The sequence below is a fragment of the Streptomyces sp. NPDC096040 genome, assembly GCF_040303265.1.
Lineage (GTDB): Bacteria > Actinomycetota > Actinomycetes > Streptomycetales > Streptomycetaceae > Streptomyces.
Genome location: NZ_JBEOTA010000001.1, coordinates 383,510 through 399,617 on the forward strand (window position 1 = coordinate 383,510; position 16,108 = coordinate 399,617).

The window sequence follows — 16,108 nt, forward strand, 5'->3', positions numbered from 1 at the left end:
GGCGCGTTCCCCCTGAGGTGTCGTAAAGGTCAGGACCAGCGGCCGCTGAGGCCCAGCAGCAGGGCCGCGGCCGCGGTGCCGGCGGTCGATGTGCGCATCACGGTAGGCCCCAGGGTGTAGGCCCTCGCACCCGCCTCCTCGAACAGCGCCACCTCGTCCCGGGCGACGCCCCCTTCGGGCCCGACGACCAGTACGATCTCGCCCCCGGCGGGCAACCGGGCCTCGGCGAGCGGCTCACTGCCGTGCTCGAAGTCGGAATGGAGTACGGCGGCCAGGTCGGCTTCGGCGAGAAGTGCGGCAACCTGCTTGGTGGTCGCCGCGTCCGCGATCGTCGGGAAGCGCACCCGGCGGGACTGCTTGCCGGCCTCGCGGGCGGTGGCCCGCCACTTCGCGAGCGACTTCAGGCCCCGGTCGCCCTTCCACTGTGTGATGCATCGGGCGGCCTGCCAGGGCACGATCGCGTCGACGCCGACCTCGGTCATGGTCTCCACCGCGACCTCGCCGCGGTCGCCCTTGGGGAGGGCCTGGACGACGGTGATGCGGGGGCTCGGCTCGGGTTCCTCGACGACGCTCTCCAGGTCCGTCACCACCAGCCGGTCCTTGCCCTCGGCGGCCCTGACGACGCCCTCGCTCCAGCGTCCGCGCCCGTCGGTGAGGATGACGTCCTCACCGGGCTGCAGCCGCTTCACGGACACGGCGTGCCGGCCCTCGGGCCCGTCCAGGACGACCTCGCCACCGGAGAGGTCGGGCACCACGAGCGGGTCGAGCACGAACACCGGGGCGGTCATCGCATGTCCCCCCTGTCGCCCCCGTCGCCCTGGGCCTTGGTCCGGGTCTGGTTCTGGGTCTGCGCCCTGGTCGACAACGCTGTCGACGCGGCGGCGAGTTCCTCCGCGAGGGTCTCCACCAGCTGTCCGGCGGGCAGCGGGCGGGCCATCCGGTGGCCCTGCCCGGCCCACAGGGCCATGCCCTGCGCGTCCCCGGCCTTGGCGGCGGCCTTGCGCAGCGGGGAGGTGAGGTGGTGGACCTCCGGGTAGGCGGCGGGCGCGTACGGGCCGTGCTCGCGCATGAAGCGGTTGACCAGGCCGCGGGCGGGCCGCCCGGAGAACGCCCGGGTCAGCGCGGTCCGGGTGAACAGCGGGTCGGTCAGTGCCTGCTTGTGGATGTCGGCGGCGCCGGACTCCGGGGTGGCCAGGAAGGCGGTGCCCAGCTGGGCGGCGCTCGCTCCCGCGGCGAGCGCGGCGGCGATCTGGCTGCCGCGCATGATGCCGCCCGCGGCGACGACCGGGATGCTCACGGTCTCGCGTATCCGGGCGACCAGCGACAGCAGGCCGATCCCGGAGTCGTCGTTCTCCGGCACGTCCCGGTGGGTGCCCTGGTGTCCCCCGGCCTCCACGCCCTGCGCGATCACCGCGTCGGCACCGGCCCGCTCGACGGCGAGGGCCTCCTCGGCGGTGGTGGCGGTGACGAGGGTGAGGGTTCCCGTCCGGCGGAGCGCGTCCAGTGCCTCGCGGCTCGGCACACCGAAGTGGAAGGAGACCACGGCCACCGGGTTGTCGAGGAGTACGGCGAGCTTCGCGTCGTACCCGTCGTCCCGGCCGCTGTCCGGGTCGCCGAGCTCGGTCTCGTACCAGGCGGCGTCACCGGCCAGCTGATGCGCGTAGATCTCCACCGCGCCTGACTCGGCGTATTCCGGCTGGGGCATGAAGAGGTTCACGCCGAAGGGGCGGCCGGTCAGCGACCGCAGCTGCTTGATCTCCTGGTACATCCCGTCGGCGGTCTTGTACCCGGCGGCCAGGAACCCCAGCCCGCCCGCCTCGGACACGGCGGCGGCGAGTTGCGGCACGGAGACCCCGCCCGCCATGGGGGCCTGCACGATCGGAAGTGGGAAGAGATCGGTCAGTGCGGAGGACATGACGGCATGTTGTCACGTCCTCCGAACAAGACCGAATCGGGCCGCCCCTTTGGCACATGCCAGATATTTCCGGGCCGAAGGGGGCGGGGCTCCTTCCCGGCGAGCCGTCAACGCCCGTTGAACGCGTCCTTCAGCCGGCTGAACAGACCCTGCTGACCCGGCTGGAACTGCCCCGTCGGCCGCTCCTCGCCGCGCAGCTTCGCCAGCTCCCGCAGCAGCCGCTCCTGCTCGGGGTCGAGCTTGGTCGGGGTCGTCACCTCGACGTGGACGATCAGGTCGCCCCGGCCGCCGCCGCGCAGATGCGTGACACCGCGCCCGTGCAGCGGGATCGACTGCCCGGACTGGGTACCGGGACGGATGTCGACCTCCTCCATCCCGTCCAGCGTCTCCAGCGGCACCTTCGTACCGAGCGACGCCGCCGTCATCGGGATGGTCACCGTGCAGTGCAGATCGTCGCCACGCCGCTGGAAGGTCGAGTGCGGCAGTTCGTGGATCTCGACGTACAGGTCACCGGCGGGACCGCCGCCCGGCCCGACCTCGCCCTCGCCGGCGAGCTGGATCCGGGTGCCGTTGTCGACGCCGGCCGGGATCTTCACGGTCAGCGTCCGCCGCGACCGCACCCGCCCGTCACCGGCGCACTCGGGACACGGCGTCGGCACGACCGTACCGAAGCCCTGGCACTGCGGGCAGGGACGGGAGGTCATGACCTGACCCAGGAAGGACCGGGTGACCTGCGAGACCTCACCACGGCCGCGGCACATGTCACACGTCTGGGCGGAGGTGCCCGGCGCCGCGCCCTCACCGTTGCAGGTGTTGCAGACGATCGCCGTGTCGACCTGGATGTCCTTGGTCGTACCGAAGGCCGCCTCGTCGAGCTCGACCTCGATCCGGATCATGGCGTCCTGGCCGCGGCGGGTCCTGGACCTCGGCCCGCGCTGCGACGCGGTACCGAAGAACGCGTCCATGATGTCGGAGAAGTTCCCGAAACCACCGGCCCCGAAGCCGCCCGCACCCGCGCCGCCGCTCTGCGAGAGCGGGTCGCCGCCGAGGTCGTAGACCTGCTTCTTCTGCGGGTCCGAGAGCACCTCGTAGGCGGCGTTGATCTCCTTGAACCGCTCCTGGGTCTTCGGATCCGGGTTGACGTCCGGGTGCAGCTCGCGCGCGAGCCGGCGGAAGGCCTTCTTGATCTCTTCCTGCGACGCGTCGCGGCGCACGCCGAGAACGGCGTAGTAGTCCGTGGCCACTTACGACTCCGCCAGGATCTGTCCGACGTACCGTGCCACCGCTCGTACCGCTCCCATCGTTCCCGGGTAATCCATGCGGGTCGGTCCGACCACGCCGAGTTTGGCGACTGCCTCGCCGCCCGAACCGTAGCCGACCGACACCACGGACGTTGAGTTGAGTCCCTCGTAGGCGTTCTCGTGACCGATGCGTACGGTCATGCCCGAATCTCCCGCCTCGCCAAGGAGTTTGAGGAGGACGACATGCTCCTCCAGGGCCTCCAGGACGGGCCGGATCATGAGGGGAAAGTCATGTCCGAAGCGGGTGAGATTGGCGGTGCCGCCGATCATCAGCCGCTCCTCGTTCTCCTCGACGAGCGTCTCCAGCAGGGTGGAGAGCACCGCCGAGACCGTGCCGCGGTCCTCGGCCTCGAAGGCGTCCGGCAGGTCCTCCACCAGCCGGGGCACATCCGAGAACCGGCGGCCCGCGACCCGGCTGTTGAGCCGTGCCCGCAGATCCGCCAGGGACATCTCACCGAAGGGCGCCGGACAGTCGACCATCCGCTGCTCGACCCGCCCGGTGTCGGTGATCAGCACCAGCATCAGCCGGGCCGGCGCGAGCGAGAGCAGCTCCACATGCCGCACGGTGGACCGTGTCAGCGACGGATACTGCACGACCGCGACCTGCCGCGTCAGCTGCGCCAGCAGCCGCACCGTCCGCGCCACGACGTCGTCGAGGTCGACGGCGCCGTCGAGGAAGTTCTGGATGGCCCGCCGCTCGGGCGCGCTCATCGGCTTGACCCCGGCCAGCTTGTCGACGAACAGCCGATAGCCCTTGTCGGTGGGGATCCGCCCGGCGCTGGTGTGCGGCTGGGCGATGTACCCCTCGTCCTCCAGGGCGGCCATGTCGTTACGCACGGTCGCCGGGGAGACCCCGAGGTTGTGGCGCTCGGTCAGCGCCTTCGACCCCACCGGCTCCTCGGTGCCGACATAGTCCTGGACGATGGCGCGCAATACCTGAAGCCTGCGTTCACTCAGCATCCAGCGCCACACCTCCAGAAAGTCGTCCCCGCGGCCTTTCGGGTCTTTCGCCTGGCACTCTGCGAGCCCGAGTGCCAGCATCCCCGGCCCAGTGTACGGCCGTCGGGTACTGACTGGGCAAGGTCGGTGAGTACCCATGGCGTTCTACGGCTAGCGTCGCGGCATGACGGTGACTTGGGAAGAGCTCGGCTGGGAGCGGGTGGCCGAGAGGGTCGGCCGGTGCCGGCTGCCGGGCTGGGACTGCACGGCCGGGCTGGTCCTCGGGGCGGGCCCGGTCCTGATGGTGGACGCCGGGTCGAGCCTGGCGGAGGGCGCGCGGTTGCGGATCGAGGCGCAGGAACTGGCCGGACGCCGTGTGACCCATCTCGCGCTCACCCACCCCCACTTCGATCATGTCTTCGGCACCGCGGCGTTCGCGGGCACGGAGATCTACGCGGCGGTCGGCATGGACGCCGTTGTCTCCCACGACCGCGAGGAACTCCGCCTGGACGCGATCCGCAACGGCCTTGCGGCCCCGGAGGCCGAGGAGGCCGCGGACGCGCTGCCCCTGCCCCGCCGTCCGGTCTCCGGCGAGTGGACCCTCGACCTGGGCGACGGCCGCCAGGCCCTGCTGGCCAACGTGGGCCCCGGCCACACCGCCCACGACCTCGCCGTCCTCGTCCCGGGCGACCCGGAGGTGGTGTTCTGCGGCGACCTGGTGGAGGAGTCCGGCGACCCCCAGGCCGGCCCCGACGCCGTACCGTCCCGCTGGCCGGCCGCCCTGGACCGGCTCCTCTCCCTCGGCGGCGAGAACGCCCTGTACGTGCCCGGTCACGGAGCGGTGGTGGACGCGGCGTTCGTACGACGGCAGCGCGACGCCCTGGCCGCCCGCTTCGGCGTGTCGTGACCACGCCGCCCCGGCTTCTCCTATCGTCATCCGAATGCGCCAGTACTCCGCCGACCTGACCCCGCCGTGGAAGAAGCCGAAACCGGCACCGGAGGTGGCCGCCGAACCCGGCCTGGTGGTCGAGGAACCCGGCACCGGCTTCTGCGGCGCGGTGATCCGCTGCGAGGCGGGCACGGTCACGTTGGAGGACCGCTTCGGCAAACACCGCGTCTTCCCACTGGAGCCGCGGGGCTTTCTCCTGGAGGGCCGGGTGGTCACCCTCGTACGCCCCACGTCGGCCGCCCCCGTACGCCCCACCCGCACCGCGTCGGGCTCGGTCGCCGTCCCCCACGCACGCGCACGCGTGGCCCGCGCGGGCCGCATCTACGTCGAGGGCCGCCATGACGCGGAGCTGGTCGAGAAGGTCTGGGGCGACGACCTGCGCATCGAGGGCGTGGTCGTGGAGTACCTGGGGGGCGTGGACGACCTGCCGTCGATCGTGGCCGAATTCGCACCGGGCCCGGACGCCCGCCTCGGCGTCCTGGTGGACCACCTGCTCCCCGGCACGAAGGAGTGGCGCATCGCCCAGTCGGTCACCAGCGAACACGCCCTGGTCGTCGGCCACCCCTACATCGACATCTGGGAGGCGGTGAAGCCCGCCGCCGTGGGCATCGAGGCATGGCCGCGCGTCCCGCACGGCCAGGACTGGAAGACGGGCGTGTGCCGGGCCCTCGGCTGGCCCTCGGACAACACGGGCGCGGTGTGGCAGGCGATCCTGGCGCGGGTGGGGTCCTACAGGGACCTGGAGCCGGAGCTTCTGGGGCGAGTGGAGGAACTGATCGATTTCGTGACAGCTCCGTAGCCGAGCCGCAGGCAGGGGTGCCTCCCCAGCGCCCGGCCCCCAGGGGTGCCCGGCCCTCAGTCCACCAGGTCCCGCACCACCGCATCCGCCAGCAACCGCCCCCGCAGCGTCAGCACGGCCCGCCCCTCCCCGTACGCGCCGGTCTCCAGCAGCCCCTCCCCCAGCGCCCGCCGCGAGGCCGCCAGCCCCTGCTCCTTCAGCAGCGGCAAGGGCACCCCCTCGCGCAGCCGCAGCTCCAGCAGGATCCGCTCCACCCGCCGGTCCTCGTCCGTCAGGACCTCACGCCCGGCCCCCGGCGACCGTCCCGCCGCCAGCGCCGCCGCGTACGCCCCCGGATGCTTGACGTTCCACCAGCGCACACCGCCCACGTGCGCGTGCGCGCCCGGTCCCGCGCCCCACCAGTCGGCGCCCCGCCAGTACAGCTCGTTGTGCAGGCAGCGGGCGGCCTCCGAGGTCGCCCAGTTGGACACCTCGTACCAGTCGAAGCCCGCCGCGGACAGCATCTCCTCGGCGATCAGATAGCGGTCCGCGTGGACGTCGTCGTCGGTCATCGGGACCTCGCCCCGGCGGATCCGGCGGGCCAGCTGCGTGCCCTCCTCGACGATCAGCGCATACGCCGACACATGGTCCGGCCCGGCGCCGACGGCGGCGTCCAGCGAGGCCCGCCAGTCGTCGTCGGACTCGCCCGGGGTGCCGTAGATCAGATCGAGGTTGACGTGCTCGAAGCCGGCCGCGCGGGCCTCCGCGACGCACGCCTCCGGACGGCCGGGCGTGTGTGTGCGGTCCAGGACGCGCAGCACATGCTGCCGGGCGCTCTGCATGCCGAAGGAGACCCGGTTGAAGCCGCCCTCGCGCAGGGCCGCCAGATACGCGGGGTCGACGGACTCAGGGTTCGCCTCCGTGGTGACCTCCGCGTCGGCGGCCAGACCGAACTCGTCGCGGATCGCGCGCAGCATCCGTACGAGATCACCGGCGGCCAGCAGCGTCGGCGTACCCCCGCCCACGAACACCGTACGGACCTCGCGCGGATCGTCGCCGAGGACCTTCCGCGCCAGCCGGATCTCGTCGACCAGCGTGTCCGCGTAGTTGTCGCGGGAGGCGAGGACACCGCCGGTGCCGCGCAGCTCGGTCGCCGTGTAGGTGTTGAAGTCGCAGTAGCCGCAGCGGGTCGCGCAGTAGGGGACGTGCAGATAGAACCCGAGGGGGCGGTCGGCGGCACCGGCCAGCGCGTGCGGCGGGAGCGCGCCGTCGTCGGGGACCGGCTCGCCGTCGGGAAGGGCGGAAGGCATGTCCCCCATTGTCCCGTACGCCTGTCCCGTACGACGCCGGTCACTCCGCCTGGAGGACCAGCAGCGCCAGATCGTCCTCCGGCGGCCCGCCGCCGAACTCGTGGACGAGCCGTCTGATGCGCTCGGAAATCAGCTCGGCGCTCAGGCCCGCGCAGCCCGCCAGCGCCCGCGCGAGCCCGTCGCCGTCGTCGAACTGCCGGGAGCCCGAGCGGCGCTCGGTGACCCCGTCGGTCACGCACAGCAGGCTGTCGCCGGGCCCGAGCTCGATGGTCTCGCTGGTGTACGTCTCGTCCTCCACGACCCCCAGCAGGGTCTGCGGCCGGGCGGCGGTGCGGACCTCGCCGTCGGGGCCCAGGAGCAGCGGCAGCGGATGCCCCGCGGAGGCGAGGGTGCAGCGGACGCCGCCCCCTTCGAGGGGGGTGAGTTCGCCGTAGAGGAGGGAGAGGAAACGGGTCTGCGGGCCGTCGCCGGGCGGTACGGCGCGGCCGCCGGCGGCGACCAGGGCGCGGGCGGCGGCGTCGGCGGCCTCGGTGGCGTCGTCGAGGAGGAGCTGGTTCAGCCGGTCGAGGACGTCGGCGACCCGGTACCCCTCACGGGCGAGCAGACGCAGCCAGGGCCGGGCCAGGCCGATGACGACGGCGGCCTCGGGGCCCTTGCCCTGGACGTCGCCCACGGCGAAGCACCAGCGGCCGTCGCCTGCCGGGAAGAGGTCGTAGAAGTCGCCGCTGGGGCCGCCCTTGTCGCAGGGCTCGTAGACGAGGGCGCTGCGCATGCCCGGGATCTCGGCGACCGCGCCGGGCAGCAGCCCGCGCTGGAGGACGGCGCTGATGGTGGCCTGGCGGGCGTACTGGCGGGCCGCGCCGATGGCGAGGGCGACCCGGCGGCCGAAGTCCTCGACCAGGCCGGTGATCTCGTCGGGGAAACCGGCCTGGCCGGAGCGTCCGATCACGAGCGTGCCGAGCGGGCGGCCGCCCGCGATCAGCCGGTAGGCGAGCGCCGAGCCGTGGGCGCCCTCCGGGCCGAGCACCTCGCCGGGCCAGGGATACGTCTCGGGCCCGGACCGTAAGCCGTCCCGCGCGCAGGGCGGGTCCTTCTCCAGGGCGCGGCGCAGTTCCTCGATGCGGTTCTCGCTGCCGTGCCAGACCCGGGCCAGCCGCGGGCCGCCCACGCCGCCCACGCCGTCCGCCTCGCCCCAGCCGCCGGCGCGGGTCGACTCGTCCTCCAGCCACACCGCGCACCAGTCGGCGAGCCGCGGCACGATCAGCTGGCCGGCGAGTGCGGCCACCAGGTTCTCGTCGAGCTGCCCGGCGAGCAGGTCGGAGGCCTCGGCGAGGAAGGACAGCGCGCCTCTTCCGAGCCAGTCCCGGTCCCGGTCGGGGCGATGGGGGGACTCCCGTTCGAGCGCGGACGAGAGCGGGGGAGGCTCGGGCGCGAGGATCTCGGCCACCTTCAGCTCCTGCTCGTCGGGGAGCGTGCCGCCGCGACCGGTCAGGCGCGCCCACACCGTCTTCGCGCCGATGCGGTAGGTGACCCCCCAGGACTCGGCGAGCGAGGCGACCAGCCGCAGCCCGCGCCCGTACTCCGGGGTCTCGTACGGTGTCTCGCCCGGGTGGTCACGGGGGGCGCGGGAGGGATGGTGGTCGGTGACCTCGACGACGAACGCCGCCTGGTCTCCTGCCTCCTCCAGCCACCAGTCGACCTCGACGTCGGTGCCGGCGTGCACGACGGCGTTGGTGACGAGTTCGCTGACGACGACCATGGCGTCCTCGGCGACCCGCTGTCCCGGGTCCAGCAGCCCGCAGTCGGTCCACTCGTCGAGGCAGGCACGCACCAGCGCTCGGGCGGAACCCGGCGCGAGGGGGCTGCCAGCCAGGGTCGCGCGCCCCTGCGCGTACGCGCCCGCACTCTCGTGCGTGCCCGCGCCCGTGCTCTCGTGCGTGCCCGCGCCCGTGCTCTCGTGCGCGGGCGCTTCGTCGTGTGCGGGCGCCTCGTCGTGCGCAGGCGCCGCACGGCCCCGGGAGACGGTCTCCCGTTGCGTGGGTATGGCCCCCATGTCCAGCTCCCCGAGCAGTTCGGACGAATACATCCCGATCGATGCGGACAGAGTGACAGACTGGCCGCGCCCATAAGCACCGAGTTACCGAAGTGGGCCGCCATGAGTGAGAACAGTGCTACGCGTGTGCTCGAAGACGGACAGAAACCGGAACAACTCCGAGCATCCGAACTGCGCCCTCTGCTCGCCGCCATGACCGCCGCCCGCGACGGCGACTTCACCAAGGTGCCGGAGACCGGCGAGGGGATGGTCGCCGAACTCACCGCGGTCTTCAACCAGATCATGGACCGCAGCGTTCACTTCAACGCCGAAGTGCAACGCGTGAAACGGGAGCTGGTGCGCCACGGCCGACTGGACGAACGGCTGTCGGCCAGCCCCGGCCAGGGCGCCTGGACATCCCGCGTCAACGACGTCAACCAGGTCCTCGACGCCCTGGTCGCCCCGGCGGCGAACGCCACGCGCGTGCTGGACGCGGTGGCCGGCGGCGATCTCACCCAACGGGTCGATCTGCACGACGGCAGCCGCCAGTTGCGGGGCGATCTGCGCAGACTGGGCCGCGCGGTGAACAAGATGGTCGACCAGCTGTCCCTGTTCACCGGCGAGGTGACCCGGGTCGCGCGCGAGGTCGGCACCGAGGGGCGGCTCGGCGGCCGGGCCAAGGTGCAGCGTCTGTCCGGCAGCTGGCGGGACGTGACCGAGGCCGTGAACACCATGGCGTCCCGGCTGACCGCCCAGGTCCGCGACATCGCCCTGGTGACGACGGCGGTGGCCCGCGGTGACCTGACCCGCACGGTGACCGTCGAGGCGACCGGTGAACTGCTGGAACTGAAGCTCACCGTCAACACCATGGTCGACCAGCTGTCCGCGTTCGCGGACGAGGTGACAAGGGTCGCGCGCGAGGTCGGCACGGAGGGCCAGCTGGGCGGCCGGGCCCAGGTGCGGGGTGTCTCCGGCGTCTGGAAGGACCTCACCGACAACGTCAACTTCATGGCGTCGAACCTGACCTCGCAGGTCCGCAACATCGCCCAGGTGACCACAGCCGTCGCCAACGGCGACCTCTCGCAGAAGATCACGGTCGACGCCAAGGGCGAGATTCTTGAACTGAAGTCGACCATCAACACGATGGTCGGCCAGCTGTCGGCGTTCGCCGACGAAGTCACACGCGTGGCCCGCGAAGTCGGCACCGAAGGAAACCTCGGCGGCCGGGCGCAGGTCAGAGGCGTGTCCGGGGTCTGGAAAGACCTCACCGACAACGTCAACTTCATGGCGGACAACCTGACGTCCCAGGTCCGCAACATCGCCCTCGTCTCCACGGCCGTCGCCCAGGGCGACCTCGGCAAGAAGATCACCGTGGAGGCGAAAGGCGAGATTCTCGAACTGAAGTCGACCATCAACACGATGGTCGACCAGCTGTCGGCGTTCGCCGACGAAGTCACACGCGTGGCCCGCGAAGTCGGCACCGAAGGAAACCTCGGCGGTCAGGCGCAGGTCAGAGGCGTGTCCGGGGTCTGGAAAGACCTCACCGACAACGTCAACTTCATGGCGCTGAACCTGACCTCCCAGGTCCGCAACATCGCCCAGGTGACCACAGCCGTCGCCAACGGCGACCTTTCCAAGAAGATCACCGTCGACGCGCGCGGCGAGATCCTCGAACTGAAGGACACCGTCAACACGATGGTGGAGCAGCTGCGGGCCTTCGCCGACGAGGTGACCCGCGTGGCCCGCGAGGTCGGCACCGACGGCCGGCTGGGCGGCCGCGCCCAGGTGCTCGGCGTCTCCGGCGTCTGGCGGGACCTGACCGACAACGTCAACTACATGGCCGACAACCTCACCTCACAGGTGCGGAACATCGCCCAGGTGGCGACGGCCGTGGCACAGGGCGACCTGTCGAAGAAGATCGACGTGGACGCGCGCGGCGAGATCCTCGAACTGAAGACGACGATCAACACGATGGTCGACACATTGTCGTCGTTCTCGTCCGAGGTGACCCGCGTGGCCCGCGAGGTCGGTTCCGAGGGGCAACTGGGCGGCCAGGCGCGCGTGGAGGGCGTGTACGGCACCTGGAAGCGCCTGACGACCAACGTGAACGAACTCGCGCTCAACCTCACCACCCAGGTCCGCGCGATCGCCGAGGTCGCCTCCGCGGTGGCACAGGGCGACATGTCCCGCTCGATCACGGTGGAGACGCAGGGCGAGGTCGCCGAGCTGAAGGACAACATCAACCTGATGGTGGCCAACCTGCGCGAGACGACCCGCGCGAAGGACTGGCTGGAGTCCAACCTGGCCCGGCTCGCCGCGCTGATGCAGGGCCACCGCGACCTGATGGAGGTCGCCGACCTGATCCTGCGCGAGCTGACCCCCCTGGTGAACGCCCAGTACGGCGCGTTCTTCCTGGCCGACCCGGACGAGGACGGCGCTGCCGTGCGGACGGCCGTGCCGACGAAGGGCCTGGCGTTCATCGCCGGCTACGGCTCGGCACAGGGCGCGATCGTCGAGACCGGCAGCCTGCCGGTGCACGGCCTGGTCCGCCAGGCGGCCCGCGAGAAGACGCGGATCCTCGTCGAGGAGGCACCGCCGGACTACATCAAAATCAACAGCGGTCTCGGCGAGGCGGCGCCGACGACGATCGTCATCATCCCGATCCTCTTCGAGGACAAACTCCTCGGCGTGATCGAACTGGCCTCCTTCTCCCGCTTCTCGGACGTCCACCTGGCGTTCTTCGACCAGTTCGTCAACACCATCGGCGTGGCGATCAACACGATCATCGCCAACTCCCGCACGGAGTCCCTGCTCGGCGAGTCACAGCGACTGGCGACGCAGCTCCAGGAACGTTCGGACGAACTTCAGAAACAACAGGCGGAACTACAGCGCTCGAACGCGGAGCTGGAGGAAAAGGCCGCCCTGTTGGCAACGTCTTCCCAGTACAAGTCGGAGTTCCTGGCGAACATGTCCCACGAACTGCGCACTCCGCTGAACTCCCTGCTGATCCTGGCCCGGCTGCTGTCCGACAACCCGGACGGCCGTCTCTCCGACCAGGAGGTCCAGTTCGCGACGACGATCCACCGCTCGGGATCCGACCTCCTCCAGCTCATCAACGACATCCTGGACCTGTCGAAGATCGAGGCGGGCCGGATGGACGTACGCCCCAAGCGCCTGCCTCTGATCAAGCTCCTCGACTACGTCCACGCCACCTTCCGCCCGCTGACCCTGGACCGGGGTCTGGCCTTCGAGGTGGCGGTCGGCGAGGACGTACCGCGCGAGATGTACTCCGACGAACAGCGCCTCCAGCAGATCCTGCGCAACCTGCTCTCCAACGCGATCAAGTTCACCGCCAAGGGACGGGTGGAACTGCGGGTCGACCGGGTGAAGGACCCCGAGCAGCACCACGTCCGCGGCAGCGACGAGGTGATCGCCTTCGAGGTGACGGACACCGGCATCGGGATCGCCGCCGAGAAACTCCCGGTGATCTTCGAGGCGTTCCAGCAGGCCGACGGCACCACGAACCGCAAGTACGGCGGCACCGGCCTCGGCCTGTCCATCAGCCGGGAGATCGCGGGCCTGCTCGGCGGCCGAATCGTCGCCGCCAGCGAACAGGGCAAGGGTTCGACGTTCACGCTGTACGTCCCGGTCGTCAGCCCCGGCAACACGGCGGCGGGCCCCGCCCCGGAAGACCCCACCCTGCCGGTCCTCGACCCCGCCCCGGCCACCGCCCCCGACGCCGACACCGACGACTCCTGGCCTGTTCCGACCAAGCTGGAGACGTGGCAGTCCGGCCGCGCGAGCCAGGTCCTGCCCGGCCGGCGCGTCCTGATCATCGACGACGACATCCGCAACGTCTTCGCGCTCACCCATGTCCTGGGCCGCGTCGGCATGCCCGTGCTGTACGCGGAGAACGGCCGGGAGGGCATCGAGACCCTCGAACGCAACCCGGACGTCGAACTGGTCCTGATGGACATCATGATGCCGGAGATGGACGGCTACGAGACCATCGCGGCCATCCGCCGCGCCCCCCGCTGGACCGGCCTGCCGATCGTCGCGTTGACGGCGAAGGCGATGCCGGGCGACCGGGAGAAGTCCATCGCGCGCGGCGCCAACGACTACGTAACCAAACCGGTGGACGTCGACGGGCTGCTCACCGTCGTCTGCGCACTCCTGGACCCCGACAACGCGGAGAGCGACGAGACCGCAGACAAGGAACGGACGGGGCAATGATCGCTGACGAACCTGCAGGCATCCTCCTGGTCGACGACATGGAGGACAACCTGATAGCCCTTGAGGCCGTTCTGGGATCGCTGAACGAGCCGATAGTACGAGCGCGTTCCGGCGAGGAGGCGATGAAGGCCCTGCTGCGCCGTCGCTTCGCCGTGGTCCTCCTCGACATCCGCATGCCGGGCATGGACGGCTTCGAAACAGCCGCGAACATCAAACGCCTCGACCAGACCAAGGACATCCCGATCATCTTCCTGACGGGAGCGGAGGACGACGCGGGGTACGCGTTCCGCGGCTACGCGACGGGCGCGGCGGACTATCTGACGAAGCCGTTCGATCCGTGGGTGCTACGGGCGAAGGTCAACGTGTTTCTGGAACTGCACAGAAAAAACCAGCAGTTGCAGACCTTGTTGACGCGAGAACAGGCGGATTTCGGCGAGTTGAGCAAGCGACTGGCGGTCCTGGAGGACCACTTGTCGGGAGACAGACCTCTGGACGCGGTGGCGCTGCGGGCCGAATTCGGTGAGATACGGCAGCTGATCCGGCCGAAGGTGCGTGGCGAACTGCGCGAGCAGCCCCCACGCACCGGCACCTGACGGCGAAACCCCTACGCTTCGCGCGCCCCCGCGTACATCTCATCGATGAGGTGCTTGTACTCCCGCTCCACAACCGGCCTCTTCAGCTTGAGGCTCGGCGTGATCTCCCCGTGCTCCACATCGAGATCCCGGGGCAGCAGCCGGAACTTCTTGATGGTCTGCCACCGCTGCAGGCCTTCGTTGAGCTGCTTGACGTAGCCGTCGACCATCTCCAGGGTCGCCGGCGCGGCCACCACCTCGGCGTAGGACCTGCCGTCCAGGCCGTTCTCCTTGGCCCATTCCAGGATCGCGGCCTCGTCGAGGGCGATCAGGGCGGTGCAGAAGTTCCGGTCGGCGCCGTGGACGAGGATGTTGGAGACGTACGGGCAGACCGCCTTGAACTGTCCCTCGACCTCGGCGGGCGCGATGTACTTGCCGCCGGACGTCTTGATGAGGTCCTTCTTGCGGTCGGTGATCCGCAGATAGCCGTCGGGGGACAGCTCGCCGATGTCACCGGTGTGGAACCACCCGTCGGCCTCCAGTACCTCCGCCGTCTTCTCGGGCAGACCGTGGTAGCCCTCCATGATGCCGGGGCCGCGGAGCAGGATCTCCCCGTCGTCGGCGATCCGCACCTCGCAGCCGGGCAGCGGCTTGCCGACCGTGCCGGTGCGGTAGGCCTCGCCGGGGTTCACGAAGGACGCGGCGGAGGATTCCGTCAGTCCGTAGCCCTCGAGAATGTGCACACCGGCACCGGCGAAGAAGTAGCCGATCTCGGGTGCCAGCGCGGCCGATCCGGAGACACAGGCCCGCAGCCGCCCGCCGAAGGCTTCCCGCAGCTTGGAGTAGACGAGCCCGTCGGCGACCTTGTGCTTGGCGGCCAGCCCGAAGGGTGCGGTGGCGGCGCCGGTGCGGCGGAAGTTGTCCTGGGTGACCTTGGCGTACTCGCGGGCGACGTCGGCCGCCCACTGGAAGATCTTGTACTTGGCGGCGCCGCCCGCACGGGCCTTCGCGGCGACGCCGTTGTAGACCTTCTCGAAGATGCGCGGCACGGCGGCCATGTACGTCGGCTGCACGACCGGCAGATTCTCGATGATCTTGTCGACGCGGCCGTCGACGGCGGTGACATGGCCGACCTCGATCTGCCCGGAGGTGAGGACCTTGCCGAAGACATGCGCGAGCGGCAGCCAGAGGTACTGCACGTCGTCGGCGCTGATCAGTCCGGTCGCGGCGATCGCCTTCGCCATGTACGACCAGTTGTCCTGCGGCAGCCGCACACCCTTGGGGCGGCCGGTGGTGCCGGAGGTGTAGATCAGGGTGGCGAGCTGGTCCTTGGTGATCGCGCCGACCCGCTCCTTGATCAGCTCGGGGTGCTTCTCCAGGTACTTGGCGCCGCGCTCCTCCAGCTCGGCCAGGGTGATGACCCAGTCGCCCGTCTCCACGCCGGCCGGGTCGATGACGACGACCTGGGTGAGCTCGGGCAGCTCCGCGCGCTTCGCGACGGCCTTGGCGACCTGTGCCGCGTCCTCCGCGACGAGCACCCGGCTGCCGGAGTCGGAGAGGATGAACGCCGACTCCTCGGCGTTGGTCTGCGGATACACGGTCGTGGTGGCCGCTCCGGCGCACAGGATGCCGAGGTCGGCGAGGATCCACTCGACGCGGGTGGACGAGGCCAGGGCGACCCGCTGCTCGGGCTGGATGCCGAGTTCGATGAGTCCGGCCGCGATCCCGTAGACCCGCTCGGCCGCCTGCGCCCAGCTCAGCGACTTCCATTCGTCCGGGCCCTGACCGGAGGCCGCGGGCACCGGGTAACGGTAGGCCTCGGCGTCCGGTGTGGCCGCCACGCGCTCCAGGAAGAGGGCCGCCACGGACGGCGGACGGTTCTCGATCAGTGTCTGCGTGTCGCTCACGACATCCTCCGGGGGGCCCGCGACGGTGCGGCTGGCTCAGTGCGGCTGGGTTTACTCACGGTGGTGTTCGGACTACTTGTTTAACTCGCGAGTAACTATCGAGCAGGGATCAGAGTAAGCCGCGACCGGCCTGTACGTAAGAGGCTTCGGCCTGTCTGTTTCCCCGCATCGT

The 16,108-nt window shown here is 70.7% G+C and carries 11 protein-coding genes; 4 read left to right on the forward strand and 7 right to left on the reverse strand.

Annotated elements, in window-relative coordinates; all coding sequences use genetic code 11:
* Positions 1–29 precede the first annotated feature (29 nt).
* The 4 genes from ABTY98_RS01745 to hrcA all read right to left on the reverse strand — a co-directional run bounded on the left by ABTY98_RS01745 (position 30) and on the right by hrcA (position 4,176).
* Entirely contained in the window at positions 30–788 is a 759-nt protein-coding gene (locus ABTY98_RS01745; RefSeq protein WP_352218856.1) for a 16S rRNA (uracil(1498)-N(3))-methyltransferase, read from the reverse strand.
* A complete protein-coding gene (locus ABTY98_RS01750) occupies positions 785–1,915 on the reverse strand; it encodes a nitronate monooxygenase (protein WP_352218857.1) in 1,131 nt (376 codons plus the stop codon). The genes ABTY98_RS01745 and ABTY98_RS01750 overlap by 4 nt, the downstream gene beginning before the upstream one ends.
* A 107-nt stretch (positions 1,916–2,022) precedes the next feature.
* Positions 2,023–3,159, reverse strand: coding sequence for a molecular chaperone DnaJ (gene dnaJ / locus ABTY98_RS01755; protein WP_351691315.1), 1,137 nt, complete (start codon positions 3,157–3,159; stop codon positions 2,023–2,025).
* Positions 3,160–4,176, reverse strand: a complete 1,017-nt coding sequence (gene hrcA / locus ABTY98_RS01760; RefSeq protein ID WP_352218858.1) for a heat-inducible transcriptional repressor HrcA — start codon at positions 4,174–4,176, stop codon at positions 3,160–3,162.
* Between the two features lie 163 nt (positions 4,177–4,339).
* Here hrcA and ABTY98_RS01765 point away from each other — a divergent pair, with 163 nt between their 5' ends.
* Complete coding sequence (locus tag ABTY98_RS01765) at positions 4,340–5,062, forward strand: MBL fold metallo-hydrolase (RefSeq protein WP_352218859.1); 723 nt, start codon at positions 4,340–4,342, stop codon at positions 5,060–5,062.
* 34 nt (positions 5,063–5,096) lie between these two features.
* On the forward strand, positions 5,097–5,903 hold the full coding sequence (locus ABTY98_RS01770) for a DUF3097 domain-containing protein (protein WP_352218860.1): 807 nt from the start codon (positions 5,097–5,099) through the stop codon (positions 5,901–5,903).
* Positions 5,904–5,959: 56 nt separating this feature from the next.
* On the opposite strand, the gene hemW is transcribed toward ABTY98_RS01770, so the two are convergent.
* Both hemW and ABTY98_RS01780 read right to left on the reverse strand, forming a co-directional pair.
* Positions 5,960–7,192, reverse strand: coding sequence for a radical SAM family heme chaperone HemW (gene hemW / locus ABTY98_RS01775; protein WP_352218861.1), 1,233 nt, complete (start codon positions 7,190–7,192; stop codon positions 5,960–5,962).
* Positions 7,193–7,232: 40 nt separating this feature from the next.
* Entirely contained in the window at positions 7,233–9,245 is a 2,013-nt protein-coding gene (locus ABTY98_RS01780) for a SpoIIE family protein phosphatase (RefSeq protein WP_352218862.1), read from the reverse strand.
* A 102-nt stretch (positions 9,246–9,347) separates the two neighbouring features.
* Here ABTY98_RS01780 and ABTY98_RS01785 point away from each other — a divergent pair, with 102 nt between their 5' ends.
* Positions 9,348–13,457, forward strand: a complete 4,110-nt coding sequence (locus tag ABTY98_RS01785) for a HAMP domain-containing protein (protein WP_352218863.1) — start codon at positions 9,348–9,350, stop codon at positions 13,455–13,457.
* A complete protein-coding gene (locus ABTY98_RS01790) occupies positions 13,454–14,050 on the forward strand; it encodes a response regulator (protein ID WP_352218864.1) in 597 nt (198 codons plus the stop codon). Before ABTY98_RS01785 ends, ABTY98_RS01790 begins: the two co-directional genes overlap by 4 nt.
* Positions 14,051–14,061: 11 nt before the next feature.
* Here the strand turns inward: ABTY98_RS01790 and ABTY98_RS01795 are convergent, their stop codons facing one another.
* Entirely contained in the window at positions 14,062–15,936 is a 1,875-nt protein-coding gene (locus ABTY98_RS01795; RefSeq protein WP_352218865.1) for an AMP-dependent synthetase/ligase, read from the reverse strand.
* Between the last annotated feature and the right edge of the window lie 172 nt (positions 15,937–16,108).

What these genes read in the sequence shown, in the direction of transcription:
- ABTY98_RS01745 (WP_352218856.1), bottom strand. Translation starts at nt 788, where the DNA reads ATGACCGCCCCGGTGTTCGTGCTCGACCCGCTCGTGGTGCCCGACCTC.
- ABTY98_RS01750 (WP_352218857.1), bottom strand. Translation starts at nt 1,915, where the DNA reads ATGTCCTCCGCACTGACCGATCTCTTCCCACTTCCGATCGTGCAGGCC.
- hrcA (WP_352218858.1), bottom strand. Translation starts at nt 4,176, where the DNA reads ATGCTGAGTGAACGCAGGCTTCAGGTATTGCGCGCCATCGTCCAGGAC.
- ABTY98_RS01765 (WP_352218859.1), top strand. Translation starts at nt 4,340, where the DNA reads ATGACGGTGACTTGGGAAGAGCTCGGCTGGGAGCGGGTGGCCGAGAGG.
- ABTY98_RS01770 (WP_352218860.1), top strand. Translation starts at nt 5,097, where the DNA reads ATGCGCCAGTACTCCGCCGACCTGACCCCGCCGTGGAAGAAGCCGAAA.
- hemW (WP_352218861.1), bottom strand. Translation starts at nt 7,192, where the DNA reads ATGCCTTCCGCCCTTCCCGACGGCGAGCCGGTCCCCGACGACGGCGCG.
- ABTY98_RS01780 (WP_352218862.1), bottom strand. Translation starts at nt 9,245, where the DNA reads ATGGGGGCCATACCCACGCAACGGGAGACCGTCTCCCGGGGCCGTGCG.
- ABTY98_RS01785 (WP_352218863.1), top strand. Translation starts at nt 9,348, where the DNA reads ATGAGTGAGAACAGTGCTACGCGTGTGCTCGAAGACGGACAGAAACCG.
- ABTY98_RS01790 (WP_352218864.1), top strand. Translation starts at nt 13,454, where the DNA reads ATGATCGCTGACGAACCTGCAGGCATCCTCCTGGTCGACGACATGGAG.